Raw genomic sequence first — 20,224 nt, 5'->3', positions numbered from 1 at the left:
GAACACCATGCGCGGCGTCGGCGCCCCCGGCAAGCGGGATACGGCCCGCCAGGGGTGCGCCCTGGCGTGCGGGCGTCTCCGGGGCCGCGTCGAGGAACGTCGAGCCCGTGATCAGTCGACTGCCTGGTAGAGCGTGGTCCAGAAGTCGCTCATCGCACGCGGCGAATCCGGCGTGGACAGTCCGACCTGCGTCAGCAGGATCCCGGTGAGCTGGTTGGTCCTGTCCGCGTAGGCGGTGGTGCCGGTGCCGCCGAACCAGCCGAACTGACCGGCGGGCGCGTAGCCGTTGCGCTCGGTGCGCACCGACATCCCGAAGCCCCAGCCGCCATCCGCGCCCTGGCCGGACGACACATGGGCGACATTGCTGAACATGGCTTCCCTCGCGGCCAGTTGAGCAGGCGTCAGACGATTGGTGGTCATCAGCTCGACGGCGGCCCGGGAGAGGATCCGCTCGCCCCCGTGCGTCCCGTGGTTCAACAGCATCTGGAAGTAGGCGTGGTAGTCGTCGACGGCGGAGACGAGTCCGCCGCCGGCGCCCTGGAAGGCGGGAGGCACGGCGGACCTGCCCCCTTCCGCCTCGTCCCACACCAGGAACTCGCCGGTCGCCGGATCGGGCCCGTACAGAGGCGGCAGCCGGTCGATCTTCTCGGCGGGCACGTGGAACGCGGTGTCCTTCATCCCCAGCGGATCGAGGACGCGTTCCCGCAGGAACGTCTCCAGCGGCTGTCCGGCGACCCGGGAGACGAGCACACCGACGACCTCGTTGCTGAGGTCGTACTGCCACCGGACTCCTGGCTGGTACTGCAGCGGCAGCTCGCCGAGGCGGCGCATCCATTCGTCCGGCTCGGGCGCGGGCCCGGAGGCCACGCTGTAGTCGAGACGCTCGAAGGTCGCGGCCCTGATCGGGGAGGCCATCGACTCGAAGTCGACGCCGAGCCCGAACGTGGAGGTCAGCAAGTCCCGTACGGTGATCGGCCGTTGCGCCGGCACGGTGTCGTCCAGCGGTCCGTCGGGGCGCCTCAGGACCTGCCGGTCGGCGAGTTCGGGCAGCCACGGATCCACCGGGTCGTCGAGCCGCAGCCGGCACTCGTCGAGCAGGATCATCGCCGCCGCCATGGTGACCGGTTTGGACGTGGACGCCATCCGGAAGATCGTGTCCCGGCGCATCGGTGCGCCACCGTCGGGGCGCATCGTCCCGATCGCCTCGACGTGCGTCCGGCCGCCGCGGCTGACGAGGGCGACGAGGCCGGGGATCTTCTTGGACTCGACATGCCGTGCCAGCACCTCGCGCAGTCGGCGCAGCCCCGCCTCGGAGAAGCCGTTGCTGTTCGTTCCCATGGTGACGCTCCTGTTCACAGTGTGTGCTGTCACCGCGGCGCGGTGGCTGCCCGGCCCCTTCGAAGCGGCCGTGTGGAGAGCGTGCATCCTTGACCCAGGGTCAAGGTCAACCTCCGTTCGAAGCAGTGGGGTTGGATGAGAAGCGGACCGAAGTCGTCCACGAGGGGAAGGTGTGCGGAGCCGATGGTCAACGGACTCACGATCGGTCAGGCGGCGGCGTTCGTCGGTGTCACGGTCAAGACGGTGCGGCACTATCACCGGCTCGGCCTGGTCGCCGAGCCGGACCGCGACGCCTCCGGCTACCGCCGATACCGATCGGGCGAGCTGTTCCGGCTGGTCCAGGTGCGGACCCTGGCCGCGGCCGGTGTGCCGCTGGCCGAGACGGTCGACCTGCTCGATGCCGATGCCGAGACCTTCGCCGTCACCCTGGAGAGCGTCCATCACCGGCTCACCGAGCGGATCGAGGAACTGACCGCGCGCCGCGACCGGCTGCACCGTCTCGACCACGGCGACCGGGCCCTGCTGCCCGACCGGGCCTGCGCGGTCCTGGAACGACTGGCCGAACTCGGCTTCGGGCCCGACTACGTGTCCGTGCAGCGGGAGGCGCTGGTGCTGTCCCGGGCGCTGGTCCCGGAGATCTTCGACATCTTCCTGACCCAGCTCGAGCGTTCGCTCGACGATCCCGAGTCCGTCGAGTTGACCAAGCGGGGTTGGGAGGCGAGATCCTGGGACCCGGACGACCCACGGATCGAGGAACTGGCGGCGGCGATGACCGACAAGTTGCTGGCCGACCGCGCGCTGCTGGCCATGCCGACGGAGTTCCGGAACCAGTCCGACGCCGCCTCCCGGTACGCACTGGTCAACCAGCACCGGGAGGACGAGTCGGCATCCGTCGTCCGGTTGAACAGGCTGGTCGAGGCGAATCTGCGGGAGGCAGGCATCGCCGTTCCCGGCCAGTGACGGCCGTACGGGGGGGACTGATTAACGTCCGGGAGCACTGGCGGCCGACCGCGAGGATCAGGTGAGTTCCGCCGAGAGCCGCTGCAGCGTAGTGGCGTGGCCGAGAGGGGTGCCGCTCTCCACCCAGTGGGTGAGCGGCCCGGTGGCGAACAGTCCCGAAGCGGCGAGGAGTCCTGCGCCGGTGACGCCTTCGAGATGGTCGAGGGACGCGGCGCGCACGGTCAGTCCGGCGGTGACGAGGCGGATGCACCGCGCGCGCACCGTCGACGAGACGAGCTCGACGAACCGGGGGCCGGTGCGCAGCACGCCGCCGCCCAGGACGAGGACCCCGGGGTTGCAGAAGTTGACCAGGTTGGCGATGACATCGGCGACCAGCCGGGAGCGCTTGTCGATCATCTCCAGGGCCAGCGCGTCGCCGGTGACCGCGGCCGCGCCGATCTCGCCCAGCGTCAGTCGGCCGGTCCGCTCCAGCGTCTTGGTGAGGTAGGGGCTCTCCGCCACCCGGCGGTGGGACTCGTCGAGCATGGACCAGCCGCTCGCGACGGCTTCCAGGCAGCCGGTCTGCCCGCACCGGCAGACCGCTGACGAGTCGTCGGTGACGTGCGTGTGCCCGATGTCGCCGGCCGCCCCGCGGTCTCCGCGCAGCAGGCGGCCCCCGTTGACCAGGCCCGCGCCGATGCCGGTGCCCACCTTGATGAACAGCATGTCGCGGCCGTCGCGCGGGGTGCCGCACGTCCACTCGCCCAGGGCCATCAGGTTCACGTCGTTGTCGACCCAGACCGGCGCGTCGTAGTGCTCGCGCAGCCAGGACCGGACGCTGAAGCCGTCCCAGCCGGGCATGATCGGCGGCGCCACCAGCCGTCCGGTGGCGAACTCCACAGGGCCCGGCACCCCGATCCCGATGGCCCACGGCCTGCCGAGCCCGGTCTTGAGCGCCAGGGCGGAGAACGCCGCCTGCACGCGCTCCATCGTGGGCTGGGGACCGGCCTCGACGTCCCAGTCCTCGTGGTGCGAGGCGATGACGGTGCCGGAGAGGTCCATGATCGCGGCGGTGAACTCGGACGCGCCCATGACCGCGGCGTAGAGGTGTCCCGCTCCTGCCCGGAAGCGCAGGGTCCGTGCCTGCCTGCCACCGGACGACGCGGCCAGCTCACCGTCCTCGACCAGGCCCAGCGCGAGGGCCTGGTCGACGCGCTGGGCGACGACCTTGCGGCTGAGACCGGTCGCGGTGACCAGCTCGGGCCGGGTCGTCGCGCGGCCGGAGCGGACGAGGTTGACGACGATCGCGAGGGGCGCCGCTTCGAGCGGCGGCAGGGTGGCGGCGGGGGCGAACGGCATCGGCTGCTCCGGTGGCGGAGCGCTGCCGGTCGGGACCGGGCGGTCCATGTCTTCCCCGTTCGTCGTTCCGCGTGCGCCGTCTGGGCGGTTGCCTTTGACGCGATGTTACGACAGCGCCGATGCGCCCCGAGGGCGGTGTCGCGGTGGCACCGCCGCCGGGGGAGTCGACGGGCGTCAGTGCCCTCTGGCCTCGCGCTCCAGCTTCCGCAGCAGCGCGTGCTGGCGGCGGACCTGTTCGAGCGAGCGGTAGGGGATCCGGTCGCCCTCGTACTCGCTGGAGAGGTAGCCGGTGTAGCCGTGCTCGACGAGTGTCGTGACGATCTCCTGCCACGGGATGTGCGGATCGGTGAGGTCTTCGGTGATGTCGAAGAACTTCGCCTGGACGAAGGCGACATACGGCAGCACCGCCACCAGATCCGCCATCGGTACGGCCAGGGGGCGGCGCCAGCCGGCCTCCTGGGCCTCCTCGTCGAGCCCGGCGTGATGTGCGTCGGTCGCGGCGCGCTGGAAGACGCCGGTGTCGATGAGCAGCCGGAAGTGGTCGGTCCCGGTGCGCTCGATGAACGCGAGGTAGTCGTCGACGACTTCGTGCTTGATGGGGGTGGGCGCGTGGATCTCGGGGCAGATGACGATGTCCAGTTCGGCCGCGCGGTCCAGTACGCGCTCGATGACCGCCTCCCAGATGGGGTGCGGCTTGAGGTCCATCGAGATGACGCCGATCTTGGGGCGCAGGGTGGTGAAGCCGAGGGTGGAGGCCAGTTCCAGGTCCCGGCGCAGGATGGTGACACCCTCGTCGACCGTCAGGTCGCGGTGCTGCCACATGCGCGAGTCGATCCAGGACCCGTAGTTGGTGGCGGTCAGCCCATGGCGTTCCAGGCCGGTGTGCCAGTCGTCGATCCAACGGGTCGACGGCGTGGGGTAGTCGCTGATGTTGCCCTCGCCGAGGATCTCGATGCCGCTCGCGCCGAGGTCGGCGATCTCGGCCATGGCGTCGTCGAGGGTGAGCAGGGTGTACATGTCCCCGGTGTAGCTGTAGAGGGAGACGCCGTACTTCAAGGTGTCGTGTCCGCTGTCGAGGGTGCCGCTTCCACTCGTCAGGGTGTCGTGTCCGCGCGTCACAGGAGCGTGACCTTTCGCTCGGCGTGGAAGACCGAGGGCTGGAACTCGGCCGGGATGTAAGGGGCTTGGAGGGCGATGTCGACCTCGAGGAGGTGCACGCCCGCGGGCAGGCCGCCGGGGTGGGGGACGGTGATGGTGGCCGGCTCGTCGAGCTGCCAGCGGACATCGGTCGAGGTACGCAGTTCGGCGCAGGTGAACTCGCGGCCCTGAAGCGTCCACCGTGGTGTCTCACGGTCCCAGCGCAGGTCGCCGACTTTTACGGAGACACCTTCGATGAGGCTGCCCCACAGTCCTCGGTAGTTGGGCATCCGCAGGCGGAACTGGAAGCCGATGATCTCCCCGCCGGCGTCGACGTTGCGTACGCCGCGGTTCTGGATGATGTCCCGGTCGAGCATGGAGCCTCCGGTGGTACGGATCGGGAAGGGGGAGTGAGGGCGGTCAGGGCGGTGAGGTCAGCTTTCGGCGGCCGCGATGCTTCGCGCACCCCCGACGGCCAGGGCGACCGAGGTCAGAGTCGGGTTGCAGGCCGTGGCGGTGGGGATGACGCCGTTGCCGGCGACGAACAGGCCGCGTACGCCCCAGACTTGGCTGCTCGGGTCGCACACGGAGGTGCCGTCGTCGGTGGCGCCCATCCGGACGGTGCCCTGGTAGTGCAGGGAGGCGCCGGCCGGGAAGAGGAGGGGCGGGGTGTCGTCGAGGGGCTCGCCGAGGGCGGCCGCCGCGTGCAGGATCTCGGTCCGGGCGCCGTCGATGGCCGCGTGGTCCGCGCCGGTGAGCCGGTAGTGGATGTCCATCGCCGGCATCCCGTAGCCGTCCGACTCGTCGTCCCGGAAGGCGATCCGGTCCTCGGCCCGTAGATCCTTGGCGCAGAACCAACCGAGCCCGACGACGGAGCCGGGTGCCGGGGCGTCGTCGGCCAGGGGTACCGGTGAGGCGTCCAGCTGCATGACCTGGCCGTGGTACGGGTGGGTGTCGGTGAAGGGCACCCAGGCCACGCCGCTGCTGGCCGTGACACCTACGCCGTCGTCCTGCGCGGGCGGGAGATCGGGCAGGTCGCGCATGCGTACGGCGTACACGAGCTGCGGCTGGTCGTTGAGGTAGCGCCCGAGGGCGGTGGGGCGGACGCCGGAGGCGTACAGCAGTTGCGGGGTGCGCAGGCTGTCGGCGGCCACCACGACGTAGCGGGCCGCGACCTGGTGTTCGGTGTCCGTACGCCGGTCACGCACGCATACGCCGCGCGCGGCCTGCCCGCCCTGCCCATCGTCACCGAGCAGGACCTGGGTCACCAGCGCTTCCGCGTGCAGCGAGAAGTTGGGGTTGGCCCGGGTGGCGTCGCCGAACACCATGTCCGCGCCGCACCAAAGGAGTTGGCCGTCCGGTGTGCGACGCACGGCCATCGGCATCGGCTGGATCTGCCGGTCCCCGGGGCGGTCGTGGTCGAGGGCCACCGAGAGACGCTTGCGGACCTCGTCGGCGAACGGCGCGTCGGCCAGCACCTCCGCGGAGACACCGAGCAGCCGCTCGGCCTCGCCCAGCCAGTCGGTCAACTCCGGGAGAAAATCGATGACTTCACTGTCTCCCGGGCGCGGACACGCTCCGGTCCAATGCGCGCCCATACCGCCGACGTTGCTCGACATCGCCGCGGCGGGCAGTCCGTCCTCGGAGCCTCGCCGCGGTGTCTTCTCCAGCAGGAACGTCCCCGGCCGCTGAAGGGTCGGCCGGTCGCTGGCGTAGTCGTCCATGGTGTCGGTCGACACGGCCTCGACGATCGGGCGGGGCCCCTCGGAGGCACGCTGGGCGCGGGCCCGCTGCTCGGGGTCGCCGATGTTCTTCACGTGCGTACCCGGCGGGTCGCTGATCAGTGGCCCGGCCTCGAAGACGGCGAGCCTCAGCTGCGGCGCGAGTTCGCTCAGGGCGCGGGCGTAGGCGGCTCCGGCCGGGCCGCTGCCGACGATCGCGACATCGACCTCGTCGGGGAATCCACTGGCACAGCGGGACATCCGGGCTCCTCTGTCTGACGCATTCACAGGCGGCTCAACTTATGTGCGGAAGGAACATAAGGCAAGAGTGTTAGCGCAATGGAGCGCGAAGTGCCCTGCTGCACGACCGGTTCTGTCCGAAGCGTTGACTTAGGTTCGCGAGGCACACAAGATGCGCTGCAGGCCATCCAGGCAATGACGCTGAGGTGAAGGACTCGATGATGAGCACCAGGCAGCCCAGAACGCCCGGCAGGGACTCCGTTCGGCCGGACCCCGCCCAAGACGATGGCGTCGCCGGTGTGCCGTTCGGCGCGGCGGACGACCCACGCGCGGTGCGCCGCGGTGAACGGGCGGCCTTCGCCCTCGGAGACGTGGCGTCCAACCTGACGTGGACCACGATCTCCAGCTACCTGCTCTTCTTCTACACCGACGTCGCCGGAATCGTGGCGGGGGCCGCCGGCACGCTGATGCTGATCGCGCGGCTGCTCGACGCCTTCTTCGACCCCGCGGTCGGCCTGGTCGTCGACCGCACGACCTCACGGTGGGGGCGCGCCCGGCCCTACCTCCTGTTCGGCGCGCCGCTGCTCAGCGCGCTGACCCTGCTGACGTTCCTCACGCCGGGCGGCGGCGGTGCGGCCGCGATCGTCTACGCGTACGTCACGTTCGTGCTCGTCGGACTGGCGTACTCGCTGGTCAACGTCCCGTACGGCGCGCTCATGGCCATGGCCACGCGGGACTCCGGGACGCGGATGCAACTGGCGGGGATGCGCTCGTTCGGTGTCGGCATCGGCCTCATCGTGGTGTCCACCGCGACGCAGCCGCTGATCAGCCTGTTCGGTGGCTCGTCGACCTCGCGGTCCGGGTTCGCCTGGACGATGGCGCTGTACGCAGCGATCGGCATGATCCTCTTCTGGGCCGTCTTCGGCCTCGTCAAGGAACGTGTGCCGGTGGCTCCGATCGCCAAGGACAGGGCCGGGATCTGGCTCTCCATCAAGTCGTTGGCGCACAACCGGCCCTGGCTGACGGTCTTTTCGTTCTCGATCCTGTCGTTCGCGCGGCTCGGCATCATCACCGGCGGCGCCGTGTACTTCGCCCTCCACGCCCTGCACAAGCCGTCGGCCGTCCCGGTCATCCTGCTCGCCTTCTCGTTGTCCGCGGTGCTCGGTTCCCTGGTCACCGCGAGGCTCCTGCGGCTGCTGGGGCAGCGCCGGGGCATCCTGCTGGGCCTGGTGGTGTGCATCGTCCTCAGCGGCCTGCTGTTCTTCCTGCGCGAGAACCTCATCGCGTTCACCGCTGTGTTCTTCGTCGCCAACCTCGTCGGAGGCCTGGGTTTCGTTGCCGGCCCCGCGCTGGTGGCCGACACGGCGGAGTGGCACGAGTGGCGCAGCCGGCGCCGCGACGAGGGGCTGCTGTTCGCCGGCTACAGCATGAGCACCAAGATCGGCGCCGCCCTCGGGTCGGCGTGTCTGGCCTGGGGTCTGTCGGGCATCAACTACCGCCCCGGCGCCGTCACTTCAGACGTGAGCGACGGGATCGCCCTGCTGTTCATCGGCCTGCCCATCCTGGTCGCAGCGCTCCAGGCCGCGGTGATCGCCACGTACTCCCTGGAAGCGAAACTGCCCGGCATCAAGGCGGACAACCTCCGCCTGCGCGAGGGGTGACAGTTCGGCGCGTGGCAGATCGAAACTCACCTCACACCCGGGGAAACACCCGTGTGGCGTCGGGGGACCGCTTGCAACGAGTCCTCACGGGGTACCAGAGGTCCATGATCAACGATGCCTCCCAGTCCTCCGACGCCGTCGACGTACAGGCCCTGACCGCGCTGCTCGACGGCGAGTACGCCGAGATCCGCGATCTGGTGCGTACGAATCTGGCGGCGCACGCCTCCGTTCTCGAAGAGGCCGAGGAGCTCGGCATCGACGCGTTCCGTGAGCGGGTGCGCGAGCTCACGGTCGAACTGGCGGCCACGGGCCAGACGGGGATGGGATTCCCGAAGGAGTACGGCGGGGGCGGTGACATCGGCGCCTCGATCGCCGCGTTCGAGACGCTCGCCTACGGCGATCTGTCGCTCCTGGTGAAGGTGGGTGTGCAGTTCGGCCTCTTCGGCGGCGCGATCCTGCACCTCGGCACCGAACGGCATCACCGGGCCCATCTGCCGGATCTCATCACCGGGAAGCTGATGGGCTGCTTCGCGATGACCGAGACCGGGCACGGCTCCAATGTCCAGGCGCTCGGCACCGTGGCGACGTACGACGCCCCGAGCCAGGAGTTCGTGATCACCACGCACGGCGACGCCGCGCGCAAGGACTACATCGGCAACGCCGCCCGGCACGCCGAACTGGCCGTCGTCTTCGCCCAGTTGGAGGTGGACGGCAAGCGGGAGGGGGTGCACGCGTTCGTCGTGCCGATCCGTGTCGACGGCGCACCGGCACCGGGCGTACGGATCGAGGACGCCGGCCGCAAGATGGGACTCAACGGAGTCGACAACGGCCGCCTCTGGTTCGACGGCGTGCGGGTGCCGCGCGAGGCGCTGCTCAACCGGTTCGCCGATGTCACGCCCGACGGCGCGTACGAGAGCCCGATCGAGAACCCCGGCCGCCGCTTCTTCACCATGCTCGGAACCCTGGTCCAGGGGCGGGTCAGCGTCGGTGGCGGCGCGATCAACGCGGCCAAGGTCGCCCTCGCGATCGCCACGAAGTACGCGGTGCGCCGCCGGCAGTTCGAGGCGGCGTCGGACGGCGCAGAGCAACTGCTGCTCGACTACGGGATGCACCAGCGCCGCCTGCTGCCGCTGCTCGCCCGCACGTACGCCCTGCACTTCGCCCAGGACGTGGTGCGCACCCAGTTGCACGAGGTCTTCTCGGGGAACCAGGACGACGAGCAGGCGCGGCGCGAGCTGGAGGCCCGGGCCGCCGGCACGAAGGCGCTGGGCACCTGGCACGCGACGCGGACGATCCAGGAGTGCCGCGAGGCGTGCGGCGGCGCCGGCTACCTCGCCGTCAACCGCTTCGCCGCGCTCAAGGCCGACAGCGACGTCTTCACCACCTTCGAGGGCGACAACCACGTCCTGCTGCAGCTCGTGGCGAAGGGGCTCCTCACGAACTACGCGCACGAGTTCGAGGACCTCGACCAGCTCGGCATGGTCCGGTTCGTGACCGGTCAGGCCGTGGAGACGGTCATAGAGAGGACGTCGGTGCACAAGCTGCTGGAGCGCGTGCGCGACCTGCTGCCCGGTGGCGACGACTGGGACCAGGAGGCCGGCCTGCTCGACCCCGACTACCAACTCGCCATGGTCCGCTTCCGCGAGGAGCACATGCTCGCCGGCCTGGCCCGGCGGCTCAAGCGCGGCCTGGACGAGAAACGCGATCCCGGTGTCGTCTTCTCCCACGTACAGGATCACGTGATCGCGGTGGCCCGCGCGCATGTCGAACGCCTGGTCCTCGAGGCGTTCGTCGACAAACTGCGGACGCTGCCGGACGACGGGGACGTCGGGGACGGCGGGGACGGCGGGAACAAGGCCGCACTGGGGCTGCTGTGCGATCTGTTCGCCCTGTCCACGATCGAGTCCGACCGGGCGTGGTTCATGGAACACGGCCGGCTGACCGTCCAGCGTTCCAAGGCGATCAGCCGTGAGATCAACAACCTCTGCCGGAAGATCAGGCCCCTCGCGGTCGACCTCGTCGACGCGTGGGGCATCCCGTCGGCGATGCTGCGCTCGCCCGACCTGGTGGGCTGAACCGGTTCCGATCAGTGCGCGGTGTCGCGTTCGGGTTCGTATTCGCCTTCGAGTTCGCGCTTGAGGTTGTGGAGCGTCAGCTCGATGTTCCGCTTTTGGAATACGGCGAACGTCTTCCCGGAGGTGGCGACACGGTCGAAGGCGTTGGCCACGAACGTCGGCCAGGCGCGCCGGTCGTCGGTCCAGGTCTCCGTCACGCGGGTGCCGCTGCCGGCCGGCTCGAACCGGTACTCCCACGTGGCGATCGGGCCGCGCAGGAAGGGCCGCTTGAGCCCGATCGCATGGACGCGGAACGCGAAGCGGCGACCCGGCTCGGCCGCCGTGACCGTGCACCGGGTCGTCCACCGGAACGCTCCGCGCTTGTTGCGGCCGACGAACGTGGTGCCGGGACCGGCCGGCCCGGCGGGTGACTCGTCCGTCGTGCCGAGGTTCTCCGGGCTCCAACGCCCCATGTCCGCGGGGCGGTTGACGGCCTCGTACGCGATGTCGGGCGACACGGCGATGGTGATGCTGTCGCTCACGGTGAAGACGCGGGCCACGGGATTCCTCCAACTGACGGCATTCGGTTTCCGACTCACGACGCGAAGCTACTGCTGAGTAGGAGCATGGCATGCCGGAGAGGGCGTCGCGGACGTGTGGGGCCTTCCGGGTCGGGCATACGGACACGAACCGATCCGATGAGAGCGGTGACCGCACATGTACGACGCCACAGCCGACGGCGTGTCGGCCGTTGTGGAAGCAGGGGAAGCAGGGGGAGCAGCAACAGAGTCGGAGCGCGAGGACATCAGCTGCGCGGACATCAGCTGCGCGGACGCCCGGATGCAGGTCCGCTCGGTGCTGATGGGGGCGTGCGGCGGCCTGTCCGTGGCCCGCGCGCAGCAACTGCGCGGGGACGCGCTGCTCGTGGTGAGCGAGTTGGTCACGAACGCGCTGCTGCACGCCGGAGCGGTGACCGGCTTCCGCGCCCGACTGGCCGGGGACGAGCTGCAGTTGAGGGTCAGCGATGCCAGCCGTGAGGTGCCGAAGGCACTGGCGCCGGCGCCGGGCCGTCAGGGCGGGTACGGCTGGACGATCGTCCAGCGCCTGTGCTCGCGCGTGCAGGTCGACAGGGAGCCGGGTGGGAAGACGGTCACGGCCGTCCTGGCGCTGGCGTGACCGCCGGTGCCTCACGTTCCGTGACACGTCCCGGGCGGTGCATGTGCCGCGCCGTCAACAGGAGGCGCGGGCTCCGGCTCGTTCGTCCGGCGCCAGGGGCGATCGCGCATGAGCCTCGCGCCGCCCGTGGTCACCGGTCCCGGGCCACGCTCACCGGCGGCGCAGCCGAGCGAGCCACCCGCGGGCCTGGGCCTGCCGGCGGGGGTCCGATGCCGTCCGGCGTGCCGTCGCGATCGCCCGCCTGCCCTGCGGGCTGCGGCTGAACTGCTTGATCCGGTCGAGAATGCCGGCCATGAATCCTCCGTGGTGTCCGTCGTTCGACAAGAGCAGCGACACTGCGCCCTCGCTCTCCCTGCGGCTACCCGGGAAGCGGTACGGAACACAAAGGCGGGCACTCGGTAGTCGACGCCGGTCTCGGCTCGGGCCCGCTCACGTGCGGGGGGTCGCTCGCCTCCTCGTGTAGTGGGTACGGGCCGCCATGCCCAGCAGGGCCACACCCGCGAGGCCGACCAGGAGAGTTGTCCACTCGGGCAGGTGGGCCGCCCGCAGGAGACCGGAGACGCCGAAGCTCGTATCCCATCCGGCCTCCGTGATGGCGGATCCGAAGCCCTGGACGGCGAGGATCGCGCCGAACAGCCACAGCAGCCCCTCGCTCGAGCTGCTGTGGCTGTTCGGCTTCTTGAGCTGCTTGGTCATGGCGGGCTCCCCCTTCGGGTGTCGGCACACCGATGTGATGCGCTCGCATCACATCGTGCAGCGCGGTCGGTTATGATGCAAGTGCATCGAAACGAAGGAGTGGGCCGTGCCCAAGCAGGTCGACTACGAGGACCGGCGCCGACGCATCGCCGAGGCGGTCTGTACCTTGATCGCGTCTTCAGGGATGGAGGCCGTCAGTCTCCGTGACGTCGCCGCTCAGGCCGAGGTGTCCATGGGTGCCGTCCAGCGTTGCTTCCGTACCAAGCAGGACATGCTGCTCTTCGCCCTGGAGTACATCACTCAACATGTCAGCGCACGCGCCAACCAGCGCATCGGCGCCACCGCCACGCCTGAAGCCGCTTCGACCCTGCTCTCCCACACCGTGGCCGAACTCGCCCTCCTGGATGAGGAATCGACGACACTCGCGCACGTCTGGCTGGCCTTCGTCGCGCAGGCCCCCGCCGGCGAGAAGCTGGGCGCGGTGCTTCACGAGACGTATGCCAAACTCCACGACCTCGTGGTGTGGCTCATCCGCTACGGCCAGGACATCCGGGAGGTTCGCCGACACCTCGACCCGGACCTCGAGGCGCGAACGCTCCTCGCCCTGGCCGACGGCCTCACGGTCCATGTCGTGGCGGGCCATCGCACCTCGGCCGCGGCGCTGGCCGTCCTCCAGCGACACATCGACGGCCTGCTGGAAACCCCGCCCGCCCGCGGCTGACGCCACCACTCGCCGGCAACTCTGCCTCGCCCGGGAGCCCCCAGCGTTCGGCCCGCGGCTCAGCCCGACGGGGTCTTCGGGTTCTCCGACTCGGCGGCGGCGCGGTATTCGGCGTTGATGCGCTGGGCCTCTTCGAGTTGGTCCTCGAGGATGATGATGCGGCAGGCGGCCTCGATGGGGGTGCCCTGGTCGACGAGTTCCCGGGCGCGTGCGGCGATGCGCAACTGATAGCGGGAGTAGCGCCGGTGGCCGCCCTCGGAACGCAGCGGGGTGATCAGGCGGGCCTCGCCGATGGCGCGGAGGAAGCCCTGGGTGGTGCCGAGTATCTCGGTGGCCCGGCCCATGGTGTAGGCGGGGTAGTCGTCGTCATCAAGACGTCCGAACGAATCGTCTGCTGTCACTTGCACCTCTCTGTAAAACGCGTCGAGGGGCCCGGGTGCCGAACGGCACCCGGGCCCCGAAGGAACTGCTACACCATCTGCCGGCCCTGATACTGCGCCGGCCTTCTGTGTCCGCAGACCCGACCTGGAAGATGTCGGGGATGCGGGGATCGCGGTTGCTTGACCGGAGACCACCTCACTATCGATGTCCTGCGGTACCCGGGCTCAAGACGTCCGCCCGGGCGATCCTGATGGCGCTCGGCTCCTCCGTTTCTTCCTCTGGGATCAATCACTTACTTACTGCTGGTACTGCCGGTACTGCCGGTGATGCGTACTGCTGGTGGCGGCCCCTGATCACTGCGGGCCACCCGGTCCGGTCGTCAGTCCCGTCGCCGTCCTGCAAAAGCCCTGGCTTCGAAACTCCACCACCGCACCGTCCTGCGAACTGCACTTGCGGGTACTGCTGCCCGGCAGTTCATCTCTGCCGGGCTTGCTCGATCTCGGCTACGAGAGAAACCATAACCACACCACCACCCAATGTCTACTCCGGCCGGGATAGATTTTCGCGAGTCGGGCCGAGAGGAAACCGAACACGGTCACTGAGCGGGTGCTGATGCCCGGTGTGTCAGCGGAGCCACTGGCTCTGGTCGGCAGGGCGGTACAGGGTGATCGCGTTGGTGATCTTGTCGAGGACGAGGTGCCGGTACGTCGCGTCCGTGACCTCGCCGTCGTACGCGAAGTGCGGGTCGCCGTGCAGGACTTGCAGGTCCAGGCGGCGTACCTGCGCGGTCGTCAGGACCCGGGAGTTGTGCAGGGTTCCGGTCAGGACGGCGAGGAGGAGCCGAGTGCGGGCCAGCGGGGTGCCGGCCTCCACGGCGCGGATGTCGAGCAGTCCGTCGTCGAGCTGGGTGCGGTACGTCGGGGCGAAGCCCGCCGGGTGGTAGATGCCGTTGCCCGCGAAGAGCAGCCAGATGTCGCGGGGGCGGCCGTTGATGGCCACCGAGAGCGGGGTGCCGGTGGCCAGGACCTTGGCCAGGCCCACGGCCAGCGCGGGCCATTTGCCGATCCGCTTCTCCAGGCGTTCCCGGGCGTGGACGAGTTCGGAGTACACGCCGATGCTGAATGTGTTGAGGAACAGCTGCTGTTCGCTGTTGCTGTGAGGGCGGCCCGGCGCCCCGTCGGACGGGCCCTGCGGGGCATCGTCCCCCGGGCCTGTGTGGGGGCCCTCGGGCGGTGTTGCCCGGCCCGCGTCGGCGGTGACCGCCTCGCCCGCCTGGATCGCGCGGGCGACATCTTCCAGGGTCTGGTTGCCGAGGTCGCCCGCGAAGTGGTTGAAGGTGCCGCCGGGGAAGACCGCGAGCGGTACGTGGTGGCGGGCGGCCGTCGCGGCGGCCGCGTTGACGGTGCCGTCGCCGCCGCAGACGCCCAGCGCACCGCCGTCCGCGACGGCGCGCAGCGCTGCTGCATGGAGCACGTCCATGAGGTCGTCACCCGGTTCGAACACGGTGATCGCCGCTTCGGGAAGGAGTGTGCGCAGCACTGTCGCCGTGTCCTGCGACCAGGAGATGCCGGAGGACGGGTTGACCACCAGGTGCAGCCCCTTGCCCTCCTTGAGGGCCGGTGCGGGTTTGCGCGGGGGAGCAGCAGCCGCGGCGGTGTCCGGCTTCACCGGCCACCAGCGGAGGGTCAGCAGTGCGGCGCCTGCGCCCGCGATGACGCCGGCCGCCAGACGGCCGCGGTGGTGGAGGCTCTCGCGGTCGCGTATGTAGGCGAGTCCCGCGGCGAAGGGCAGTACGGCGAGGCCGTGGCGGGGCGACTCCACGGCGACCGCGGAGGCGAACGCCGCGGCCGGCGCCAGCGGGCCGGAGCGCAGGGGCGTGCTGCCGGGGTGGGGGAAGTGCCTGGTGAGGGCATTCGTACGGGGACGGGCGCCGTGGGCGGCGGGTTTGGTCAGAGCCCGGTCCAGTGCCGCGACGATGGCCACGGACCCGATGCCGCGCAGTGCGGCCCTTCGGCCGCTCCTGCCGCCCGCCAGGCCGAGCACGGCGGCGGCACCCAGCCATACGGCGTCGTGTTCCGCGACCGTGTGCAGCAGGCGGATCGCTGAGCTTCCGCGCGGTGGCCGCTTCGCGGAGAAGCCGGAGAGGGCGGGGAAGGCGGGGAAGTGCGCCTTCGGACGCTTTCCCAGTCCTTGGATCTTTCCCAGACGTCCAGGTCGATTCATGCGCTCGCTACACCTCTGCACATCCAGTCCACTGCGCGACGACCGGGACGACCGTGGCGTCACGTCACCCTATCGGCGCCTGGTTCCCGTACGGTCGGCAGCTGTCTGCGTCCGGGTGGTCGCGGGCCTGGGGCGGCCAGGCGGGGCGATGTTCCGGGGGCAGGGCCGTGAGGGCCTGGCTCACGGTGGGGTGGGAGGGCAGCAGCTCGCTGCTGCCGGTCTGGGCGAGCAGTTCGGTCAGGCGGCGCCCGGAGCCGGCCAGCAGGAGCATCCCCTCTTGGCGCTGCAGCAGCCAGCGGGCGGCGAGCAGGCAGTTGAGGCCGCGCGAGTCGCAGAAGGTGAGCGCCGTGACGTCCAGCACCAGGTGCCGGTGCCCGGCCAGGACCCGGGATCCGATGGTGCGGAGGAAGAACTGCTCGCAGTCCTGGTCGAGTTCGCCGCGCACCCGCAGTACCGCGCAGTGCTCACAGTGCGTCAGGTCGGTGACGGACAGGCGGCTGGTCTGCGGGGACATCGCGGCTCCCTTCGGCCGTGTGGTCACGATGTGTGAGATGCGTCCGGCGCAGCCTCATCGTACGGAGTCTCCTTCCGGTTGCCCCGAGAGTTTCCTCGTACGCGCCGGAGTTCGCCAACAGGTGGAATTCGGCGCCTAGTTGGGAGTGTGCGGGCTGTGGTGGTCGGTCTCCGTCTGCGGGACTGGGGGATGCCGCCGCGGGCTTTGCGTATGTTACGGAGCGTCAAATCGCGGGTGTGGTCCGGAAGATTGCGGGTATGAGGCGTGCACGCCGCACTCCCGACGGGGGAGTGCCTTCGGATTGAGGGAGCGACGATGATGCCCCAGGCCAGCAGCCATCCGGCACAGCGGTCCGATGTACCCGAGCGACATATGACCGGCTTCGGGAGCGCCGCCCCGTCGGCGGACGTCCCGGGCCTTCCGTCACTCTCCGACACCGACACCGGCGGCGGCACCGACCCTGGTACTGGCACCGGCACCCTTGCGCCGGCGGACATCCGTGACCTGTCCAAGTCGCTGTTCGCCCGGCTCGACGAGGTCGAGGAGGGCACCCACGAGTACGCCTACGCACGCAACACCCTCATCGAGCTCAACCTCAACCTCGTGCACTACGCCGCACGCCGCCTGCGGGCTCACGGCGATTCCTACGAGGACGTGGTGCAGGTCGGCACGATCGGCCTGATCAAGGCCATCGACCGGTTCGAGCTGCAGCGCGGCGTGGAGTTCACGAGCTTCGCCCTGCCCACCGTCATGGGTGAGATCAAGCGCTTCTTCCGCGACACGACATGGGCCGTCCATGTCCCCCGGCGCCTGAAGGAGCTCAGCCTGCATCTCGACCGGGCGAACACCCTCCTCGAGCAGGTGAACGGGTACGCCCCCACCGTCGCCGAACTCGCCGTCCACCTCGGGCTTGACGAGTGTGAGGTCGCCGAAGGGCTGAAGGCGGTCAATGGCTGCACCGCTGCCTCGCTCGACCGAGCGGTGGACGCCGGGGAGCCCGACGACACTCTGGCCGCCCATATCGGCTGCCACGACCCGGAGTTGGCCAAGGCCGAGAACCTCCAGGCGCTCAAGCCGCTGATCGCCGCCCTCACGCCCGACGAACGCAAGCTCCTCGCGCTGCGCTTCGTCGACGAGCTGACGCAGGCCGAGATCGGACGCGAACTGGGTGTCTCGCAGATGCAGGTCTCACGCCGCCTCACCCGCGTCCTGGACCGGCTTCGGATGAAGCTCAGCGCGTAGGCCGCGGCCGCCGGGCCCTCGGGAGGATCGAGATCCGTGGAGGCCCTGGGGAGCGGAGTCACTCCGCTCCCCAGGGCCTCCACGGCTGCGCGGCTACTCGCTTCCGCGGACGCCGCTTCGGGGCAGGGTCGCGTGGATCGTCTTGCCGCCGGGGCCCGCGGTCACCGCGACGGACCGGGACAGGTGGCGGACCATCGGCCAGCCGAAGCCACCGGTGCCGTTCGACATGTCGGGGGATCGTTCGTGGGGCGGTCGCCGATCGGCGTCGCTCACCGCGACCACGATGCTGTCCGCGCGGGCCTGCAGTCGCAGGGAGCAGCGGCTGCCGCGCGCGTGGCGGACGGTGTTGGTGACGAGCTCGGAGACGACGAGCTCGACACTGGCGGCGTCCTGCTCCTCGACGGCCGGGTGCAGTCGGTTCATGAAGTCGCGTGCCGCCAGCCGGGCGTCGGCTGCGGCTTCCGGTCGCTTGCTCAGCGCCACGCCTTCGTGAGCGCTGCTGTCGCTGTCCGTGTGCATCTGCTGCGTGCGCACTCTTGGACCCTCCTTGTGCGTGTGGGGGTTGAGGGTTCAGGACACGAGGGTGGCCTGTCGGCGAACGTCCGCCCGCGCCCCGGCGGGCTGCAGGACGTGGTCGCAGGTGTCGAGCAGCGACTGGTGCCTGCGCAGGCTGGTGGTCCGCAGCCAGGTCAGTGCCTCGCCGACCGGGCAGTCCTCGCGCGCGGCGACGTAACCGGCGGCCCGGTGGACGCGTTCCCAGCGTGCCGCGCGGGTGTCGGTGGCCCACACCGGCTCCGGGCCGTCGGCGTGCAGGGGCCTCCAGCGCAGGAGTTCCGCACCGGCGAGTGGGGTGGCCCGTTCGGCCTCGGCGATCTGTGCCGGGGTCGGCGGGGCGGAGTGGGTGTAGTACAGACAGATCACGCCGAGCGGCCCGTGCTTTCGGTGCAGCGGGAGTGCCAGAACGTGCCGGAGCGCGGGGAGTTCGTCGGACCAGCGCCGCGGACGCGTACGGCGGCCGTTGTCGGTGTGATGGACATCGGGGATGAAGGCGGTCCGAGCCCCCAACGCGGCGTCGACCGAGGGCCCTTCCCCGTGGGCGAACTGAGCGGCCTCGGCCTGCAGGGCGCCTTCGTCATTGGCGTACAGCAACTGCCACTGCTCAAGACACGGCAGCAGCGACATGGTCACGTGCTGCGCGCCCAGCGATTCGGCGAAGGCGGTGCACAATCTCATCGGCAGGGCCCGGCGCCCCACGGCCGCCGCGAGCGACACATCATGAACGATCGACCGGTCTTCCTCCAGCATGCGCCTCACTTCCTTTCTGAACGGGCCTTCGCCCGCCCAGCGATTGCGCCGGCGTCGCGGCGGAACGTGCCCGCCGCGACGCGGGGATGGAGATCCGCCTACCACCCGCACACCGGTTTCACGCGTGCAACAACCCGGCTCGCGCTCGCGTAGCCGAGCGTGATGAGAGTGGTCGACGACGTGGAGCAGGCGATGGAGCGGTGGAGGAAGGCGCTGTGGAGGTTGCTGCAGCAGCGTCAGCGATGCGCGTGATCAGGCCGCGTCGTCGGGGTAGGCGGCGGTCGCCTGGATCTCGATGAGGAGTTCCGGGCTGGCGAGGCCGCTGACGCCGATGATCGACCAGGCGGGGTAGGGGGCTTTGACGAGGCGCTGCTTGGCCGCGAGGAAGCCGGACATGTTCTCGCGGATGTCGACGTGATAGCTGGTCACGTCCACCAGGTCGCCGAGGCCGAGGTTCTCCAGCCGGAGGATTTCCTCGAGGCGGCGGATGGCGAGCTCGGTCTGCTCCTCGGCGGTTTCCCCGGGGGCGCCGTCGGGGCGGCGGCCGATCTGGCCGGAGATGAACAGGTGCCCGTGCGAACGGATCGCGGGGGCGTGGCCGAAGCGCGCGAAGGCGCTGGTGGTCCCTCCGAAGACGGGCGAGTTGTCGGGGACCTCTACGGGGTGGATGGCCATGGTGTGTCCTTTTCTCTGATCTGTGTCGTGTTCTCTGGCGTCTGTGTGCGACTGGGGATATGGATATGGCGTCTTCGTCGACCGGGCGGTGGGCCGGGCGGCGTTCGTCAGTTGCCCCATCGGGAGGAGGCGCAGGCGTGCTCCATCCGGGTCCGGCCGAAGGTCTCGCGTTCGCGCAGGAATTCGCCAGGAATCGCGTAACGCGGGCCGTTCTTCGGGCTCTTGGCGGCTTGCGCGACGATCGCGTCGGTGAGTGAGCGGATCATCTCCAGCCGCGGGTACGCGGCGTGGACGACGTCGGCCTGCTCGTCGCTGAGGACGTCGGCGTAGGTGTTGCCCATCGGGCCGCCGAAGTCGAGCGCGACGCCCTCGCGGACGAGCACACACAGCGTGCCGCGGCGTTCCGCGATGCCCGAAGAGGTGTGCAGGGCGATGGCCTGCCAGACCTCGTCGGCGTCCGCCTCGGACCGTCCGTGTTCGACGAGGAACGCGGCGGCCCGGTCGGCGCCCTCGACCTCGAACCGCTGGGTGTGCGGGCCGTCCGGCGCCACGCCGAGGTCGTGCATCGTGCATGCCGCGAACAGCAGGTCGTCTTCGTAGTCCTGGCCGGCGGTCAGTTCGAGGCGCGCGGCCACGAGTCGGGCGAACAGGTAGGTGCGAATGCTGTGGTTGAACACCGAGGGCGATTCCACCGGCTTGATGAGCTGTACGACAGCGCCGGTGAGCGCTGTGTCGGGCAGCGCGATCAGGTCGGTGGCTGCCTGGGGGGCCACCTGGTTGTGGGTCGATCCGGTCATGTCCACCAGGCTGGCACGCACGCTCTGACCAGGTGAGTGGCAGTC

General features: G+C 70.1%; 21 protein-coding genes. 6 read left to right on the top strand and 15 right to left on the bottom strand.

The window, feature by feature from the left end; all coding sequences use genetic code 11:
* Window positions 1–111: 111 nt before the first annotated feature.
* Window positions 112–1,338: a serine hydrolase domain-containing protein gene (locus ACOKM3_RS06210; protein ID WP_426897741.1), complete on the bottom strand. Its 1,227-nt coding sequence runs from the start codon at window positions 1,336–1,338 to the stop codon at window positions 112–114.
* 183 nt (window positions 1,339–1,521) lie between these two features.
* Between ACOKM3_RS06210 and ACOKM3_RS06205 the strand changes: the two genes are divergently transcribed.
* Entirely contained in the window at window positions 1,522–2,298 is a 777-nt protein-coding gene (locus ACOKM3_RS06205) for a MerR family transcriptional regulator (protein ID WP_426897739.1), read from the top strand.
* A gap of 57 nt (window positions 2,299–2,355) precedes the next feature.
* Here ACOKM3_RS06205 and ACOKM3_RS06200 read toward each other — a convergent pair whose 3' ends face one another.
* The 4 genes from ACOKM3_RS06200 to ACOKM3_RS06185 form a co-directional block, all read right to left on the bottom strand.
* On the bottom strand, window positions 2,356–3,684 hold the full coding sequence (locus ACOKM3_RS06200) for an ROK family protein (protein WP_426897737.1): 1,329 nt from the start codon (window positions 3,682–3,684) through the stop codon (window positions 2,356–2,358).
* A gap of 126 nt (window positions 3,685–3,810) precedes the next feature.
* Window positions 3,811–4,755 (bottom strand): sugar phosphate isomerase/epimerase family protein, encoded by a 945-nt coding sequence (locus ACOKM3_RS06195; protein WP_426897735.1) that lies wholly within the window; start codon window positions 4,753–4,755, stop codon window positions 3,811–3,813.
* Window positions 4,752–5,150 carry a C-glycoside deglycosidase beta subunit domain-containing protein gene (locus tag ACOKM3_RS06190; protein ID WP_426897733.1) on the bottom strand — a complete coding sequence of 133 codons (399 nt, stop codon included), beginning with the start codon at window positions 5,148–5,150 and terminating at the stop codon, window positions 4,752–4,754. The genes ACOKM3_RS06195 and ACOKM3_RS06190 overlap by 4 nt, the downstream gene beginning before the upstream one ends.
* A 57-nt stretch (window positions 5,151–5,207) precedes the next feature.
* A complete protein-coding gene (locus ACOKM3_RS06185; RefSeq protein WP_426897731.1) occupies window positions 5,208–6,755 on the bottom strand; it encodes a GMC oxidoreductase in 1,548 nt (515 codons plus the stop codon).
* A 200-nt stretch (window positions 6,756–6,955) separates the two neighbouring features.
* Here ACOKM3_RS06185 and ACOKM3_RS06180 point away from each other — a divergent pair, with 200 nt between their 5' ends.
* Together ACOKM3_RS06180 and ACOKM3_RS06175 are read left to right on the top strand one after the other, a co-directional pair.
* Window positions 6,956–8,395 carry an MFS transporter gene (locus ACOKM3_RS06180; RefSeq protein ID WP_426897729.1) on the top strand — a complete coding sequence of 480 codons (1,440 nt, stop codon included), beginning with the start codon at window positions 6,956–6,958 and terminating at the stop codon, window positions 8,393–8,395.
* A gap of 104 nt (window positions 8,396–8,499) precedes the next feature.
* Window positions 8,500–10,470 carry an acyl-CoA dehydrogenase family protein gene (locus ACOKM3_RS06175; RefSeq protein WP_426897727.1) on the top strand — a complete coding sequence of 657 codons (1,971 nt, stop codon included), beginning with the start codon at window positions 8,500–8,502 and terminating at the stop codon, window positions 10,468–10,470.
* An 11-nt stretch (window positions 10,471–10,481) separates the two neighbouring features.
* Here ACOKM3_RS06175 and ACOKM3_RS06170 read toward each other — a convergent pair whose 3' ends face one another.
* A complete protein-coding gene (locus ACOKM3_RS06170) occupies window positions 10,482–11,009 on the bottom strand; it encodes an SRPBCC family protein (protein WP_426897725.1) in 528 nt (175 codons plus the stop codon).
* Window positions 11,010–11,166: 157 nt separating this feature from the next.
* Here ACOKM3_RS06170 and ACOKM3_RS06165 point away from each other — a divergent pair, with 157 nt between their 5' ends.
* Window positions 11,167–11,625, top strand: a complete 459-nt coding sequence (locus ACOKM3_RS06165; RefSeq protein WP_426897723.1) for an ATP-binding protein — start codon at window positions 11,167–11,169, stop codon at window positions 11,623–11,625.
* Between the two features lie 150 nt (window positions 11,626–11,775).
* On the opposite strand, the gene ACOKM3_RS06160 is transcribed toward ACOKM3_RS06165, so the two are convergent.
* Both ACOKM3_RS06160 and ACOKM3_RS06155 read right to left on the bottom strand, forming a co-directional pair.
* On the bottom strand, window positions 11,776–11,919 hold the full coding sequence (locus ACOKM3_RS06160; protein ID WP_426897721.1) for a hypothetical protein: 144 nt from the start codon (window positions 11,917–11,919) through the stop codon (window positions 11,776–11,778).
* A 135-nt stretch (window positions 11,920–12,054) separates the two neighbouring features.
* Window positions 12,055–12,321, bottom strand: coding sequence for a hypothetical protein (locus ACOKM3_RS06155; RefSeq protein ID WP_426897719.1), 267 nt, complete (start codon window positions 12,319–12,321; stop codon window positions 12,055–12,057).
* A 106-nt stretch (window positions 12,322–12,427) separates the two neighbouring features.
* Between ACOKM3_RS06155 and ACOKM3_RS06150 the strand changes: the two genes are divergently transcribed.
* Window positions 12,428–13,042, top strand: a complete 615-nt coding sequence (locus tag ACOKM3_RS06150) for a TetR/AcrR family transcriptional regulator (protein ID WP_426897717.1) — start codon at window positions 12,428–12,430, stop codon at window positions 13,040–13,042.
* A gap of 59 nt (window positions 13,043–13,101) precedes the next feature.
* Here ACOKM3_RS06150 and ACOKM3_RS06145 read toward each other — a convergent pair whose 3' ends face one another.
* The 3 genes from ACOKM3_RS06145 to ACOKM3_RS06135 form a co-directional block, all read right to left on the bottom strand.
* Window positions 13,102–13,443 (bottom strand): MerR family transcriptional regulator, encoded by a 342-nt coding sequence (locus ACOKM3_RS06145; RefSeq protein ID WP_426897715.1) that lies wholly within the window; start codon window positions 13,441–13,443, stop codon window positions 13,102–13,104.
* Between the two features lie 604 nt (window positions 13,444–14,047).
* Window positions 14,048–15,646 carry a diacylglycerol/lipid kinase family protein gene (locus ACOKM3_RS06140; RefSeq protein ID WP_426897713.1) on the bottom strand — a complete coding sequence of 533 codons (1,599 nt, stop codon included), beginning with the start codon at window positions 15,644–15,646 and terminating at the stop codon, window positions 14,048–14,050.
* Between the two features lie 64 nt (window positions 15,647–15,710).
* Window positions 15,711–16,160 (bottom strand): STAS domain-containing protein, encoded by a 450-nt coding sequence (locus ACOKM3_RS06135; protein WP_426897711.1) that lies wholly within the window; start codon window positions 16,158–16,160, stop codon window positions 15,711–15,713.
* A gap of 318 nt (window positions 16,161–16,478) precedes the next feature.
* On the opposite strand from ACOKM3_RS06135, the gene ACOKM3_RS06130 reads away from it, so the two are divergent.
* The gene (locus tag ACOKM3_RS06130) at window positions 16,479–17,402 is read left to right on the top strand and encodes a SigB/SigF/SigG family RNA polymerase sigma factor (protein WP_426897709.1); all 924 of its coding nucleotides are present in this window, start codon (window positions 16,479–16,481) and stop codon (window positions 17,400–17,402) included.
* A gap of 93 nt (window positions 17,403–17,495) precedes the next feature.
* Here the strand turns inward: ACOKM3_RS06130 and ACOKM3_RS06125 are convergent, their stop codons facing one another.
* From ACOKM3_RS06125 to ACOKM3_RS06110, 4 genes are all read right to left on the bottom strand, one after another.
* Window positions 17,496–17,936 (bottom strand): ATP-binding protein, encoded by a 441-nt coding sequence (locus ACOKM3_RS06125; protein ID WP_426897707.1) that lies wholly within the window; start codon window positions 17,934–17,936, stop codon window positions 17,496–17,498.
* A gap of 36 nt (window positions 17,937–17,972) precedes the next feature.
* A complete protein-coding gene (locus ACOKM3_RS06120) occupies window positions 17,973–18,707 on the bottom strand; it encodes a GAF domain-containing protein (RefSeq protein WP_426897705.1) in 735 nt (244 codons plus the stop codon).
* Window positions 18,708–18,959: 252 nt separating this feature from the next.
* Window positions 18,960–19,382: a RidA family protein gene (locus ACOKM3_RS06115; RefSeq protein WP_426897703.1), complete on the bottom strand. Its 423-nt coding sequence runs from the start codon at window positions 19,380–19,382 to the stop codon at window positions 18,960–18,962.
* A gap of 107 nt (window positions 19,383–19,489) precedes the next feature.
* Complete coding sequence (locus ACOKM3_RS06110) at window positions 19,490–20,179, bottom strand: HD domain-containing protein (protein ID WP_426897701.1); 690 nt, start codon at window positions 20,177–20,179, stop codon at window positions 19,490–19,492.
* Window positions 20,180–20,224: the final 45 nt, after the last annotated feature.

The sequence above is a fragment of the Streptomyces nidicola genome (assembly GCF_050106155.1).
Classification (GTDB): Bacteria; Actinomycetota; Actinomycetes; order Streptomycetales; family Streptomycetaceae; genus Streptomyces.
The sequence above is the reverse complement of the archived record's forward strand: the minus strand, read 5'-3'. Positions and strand labels throughout refer to the sequence as shown.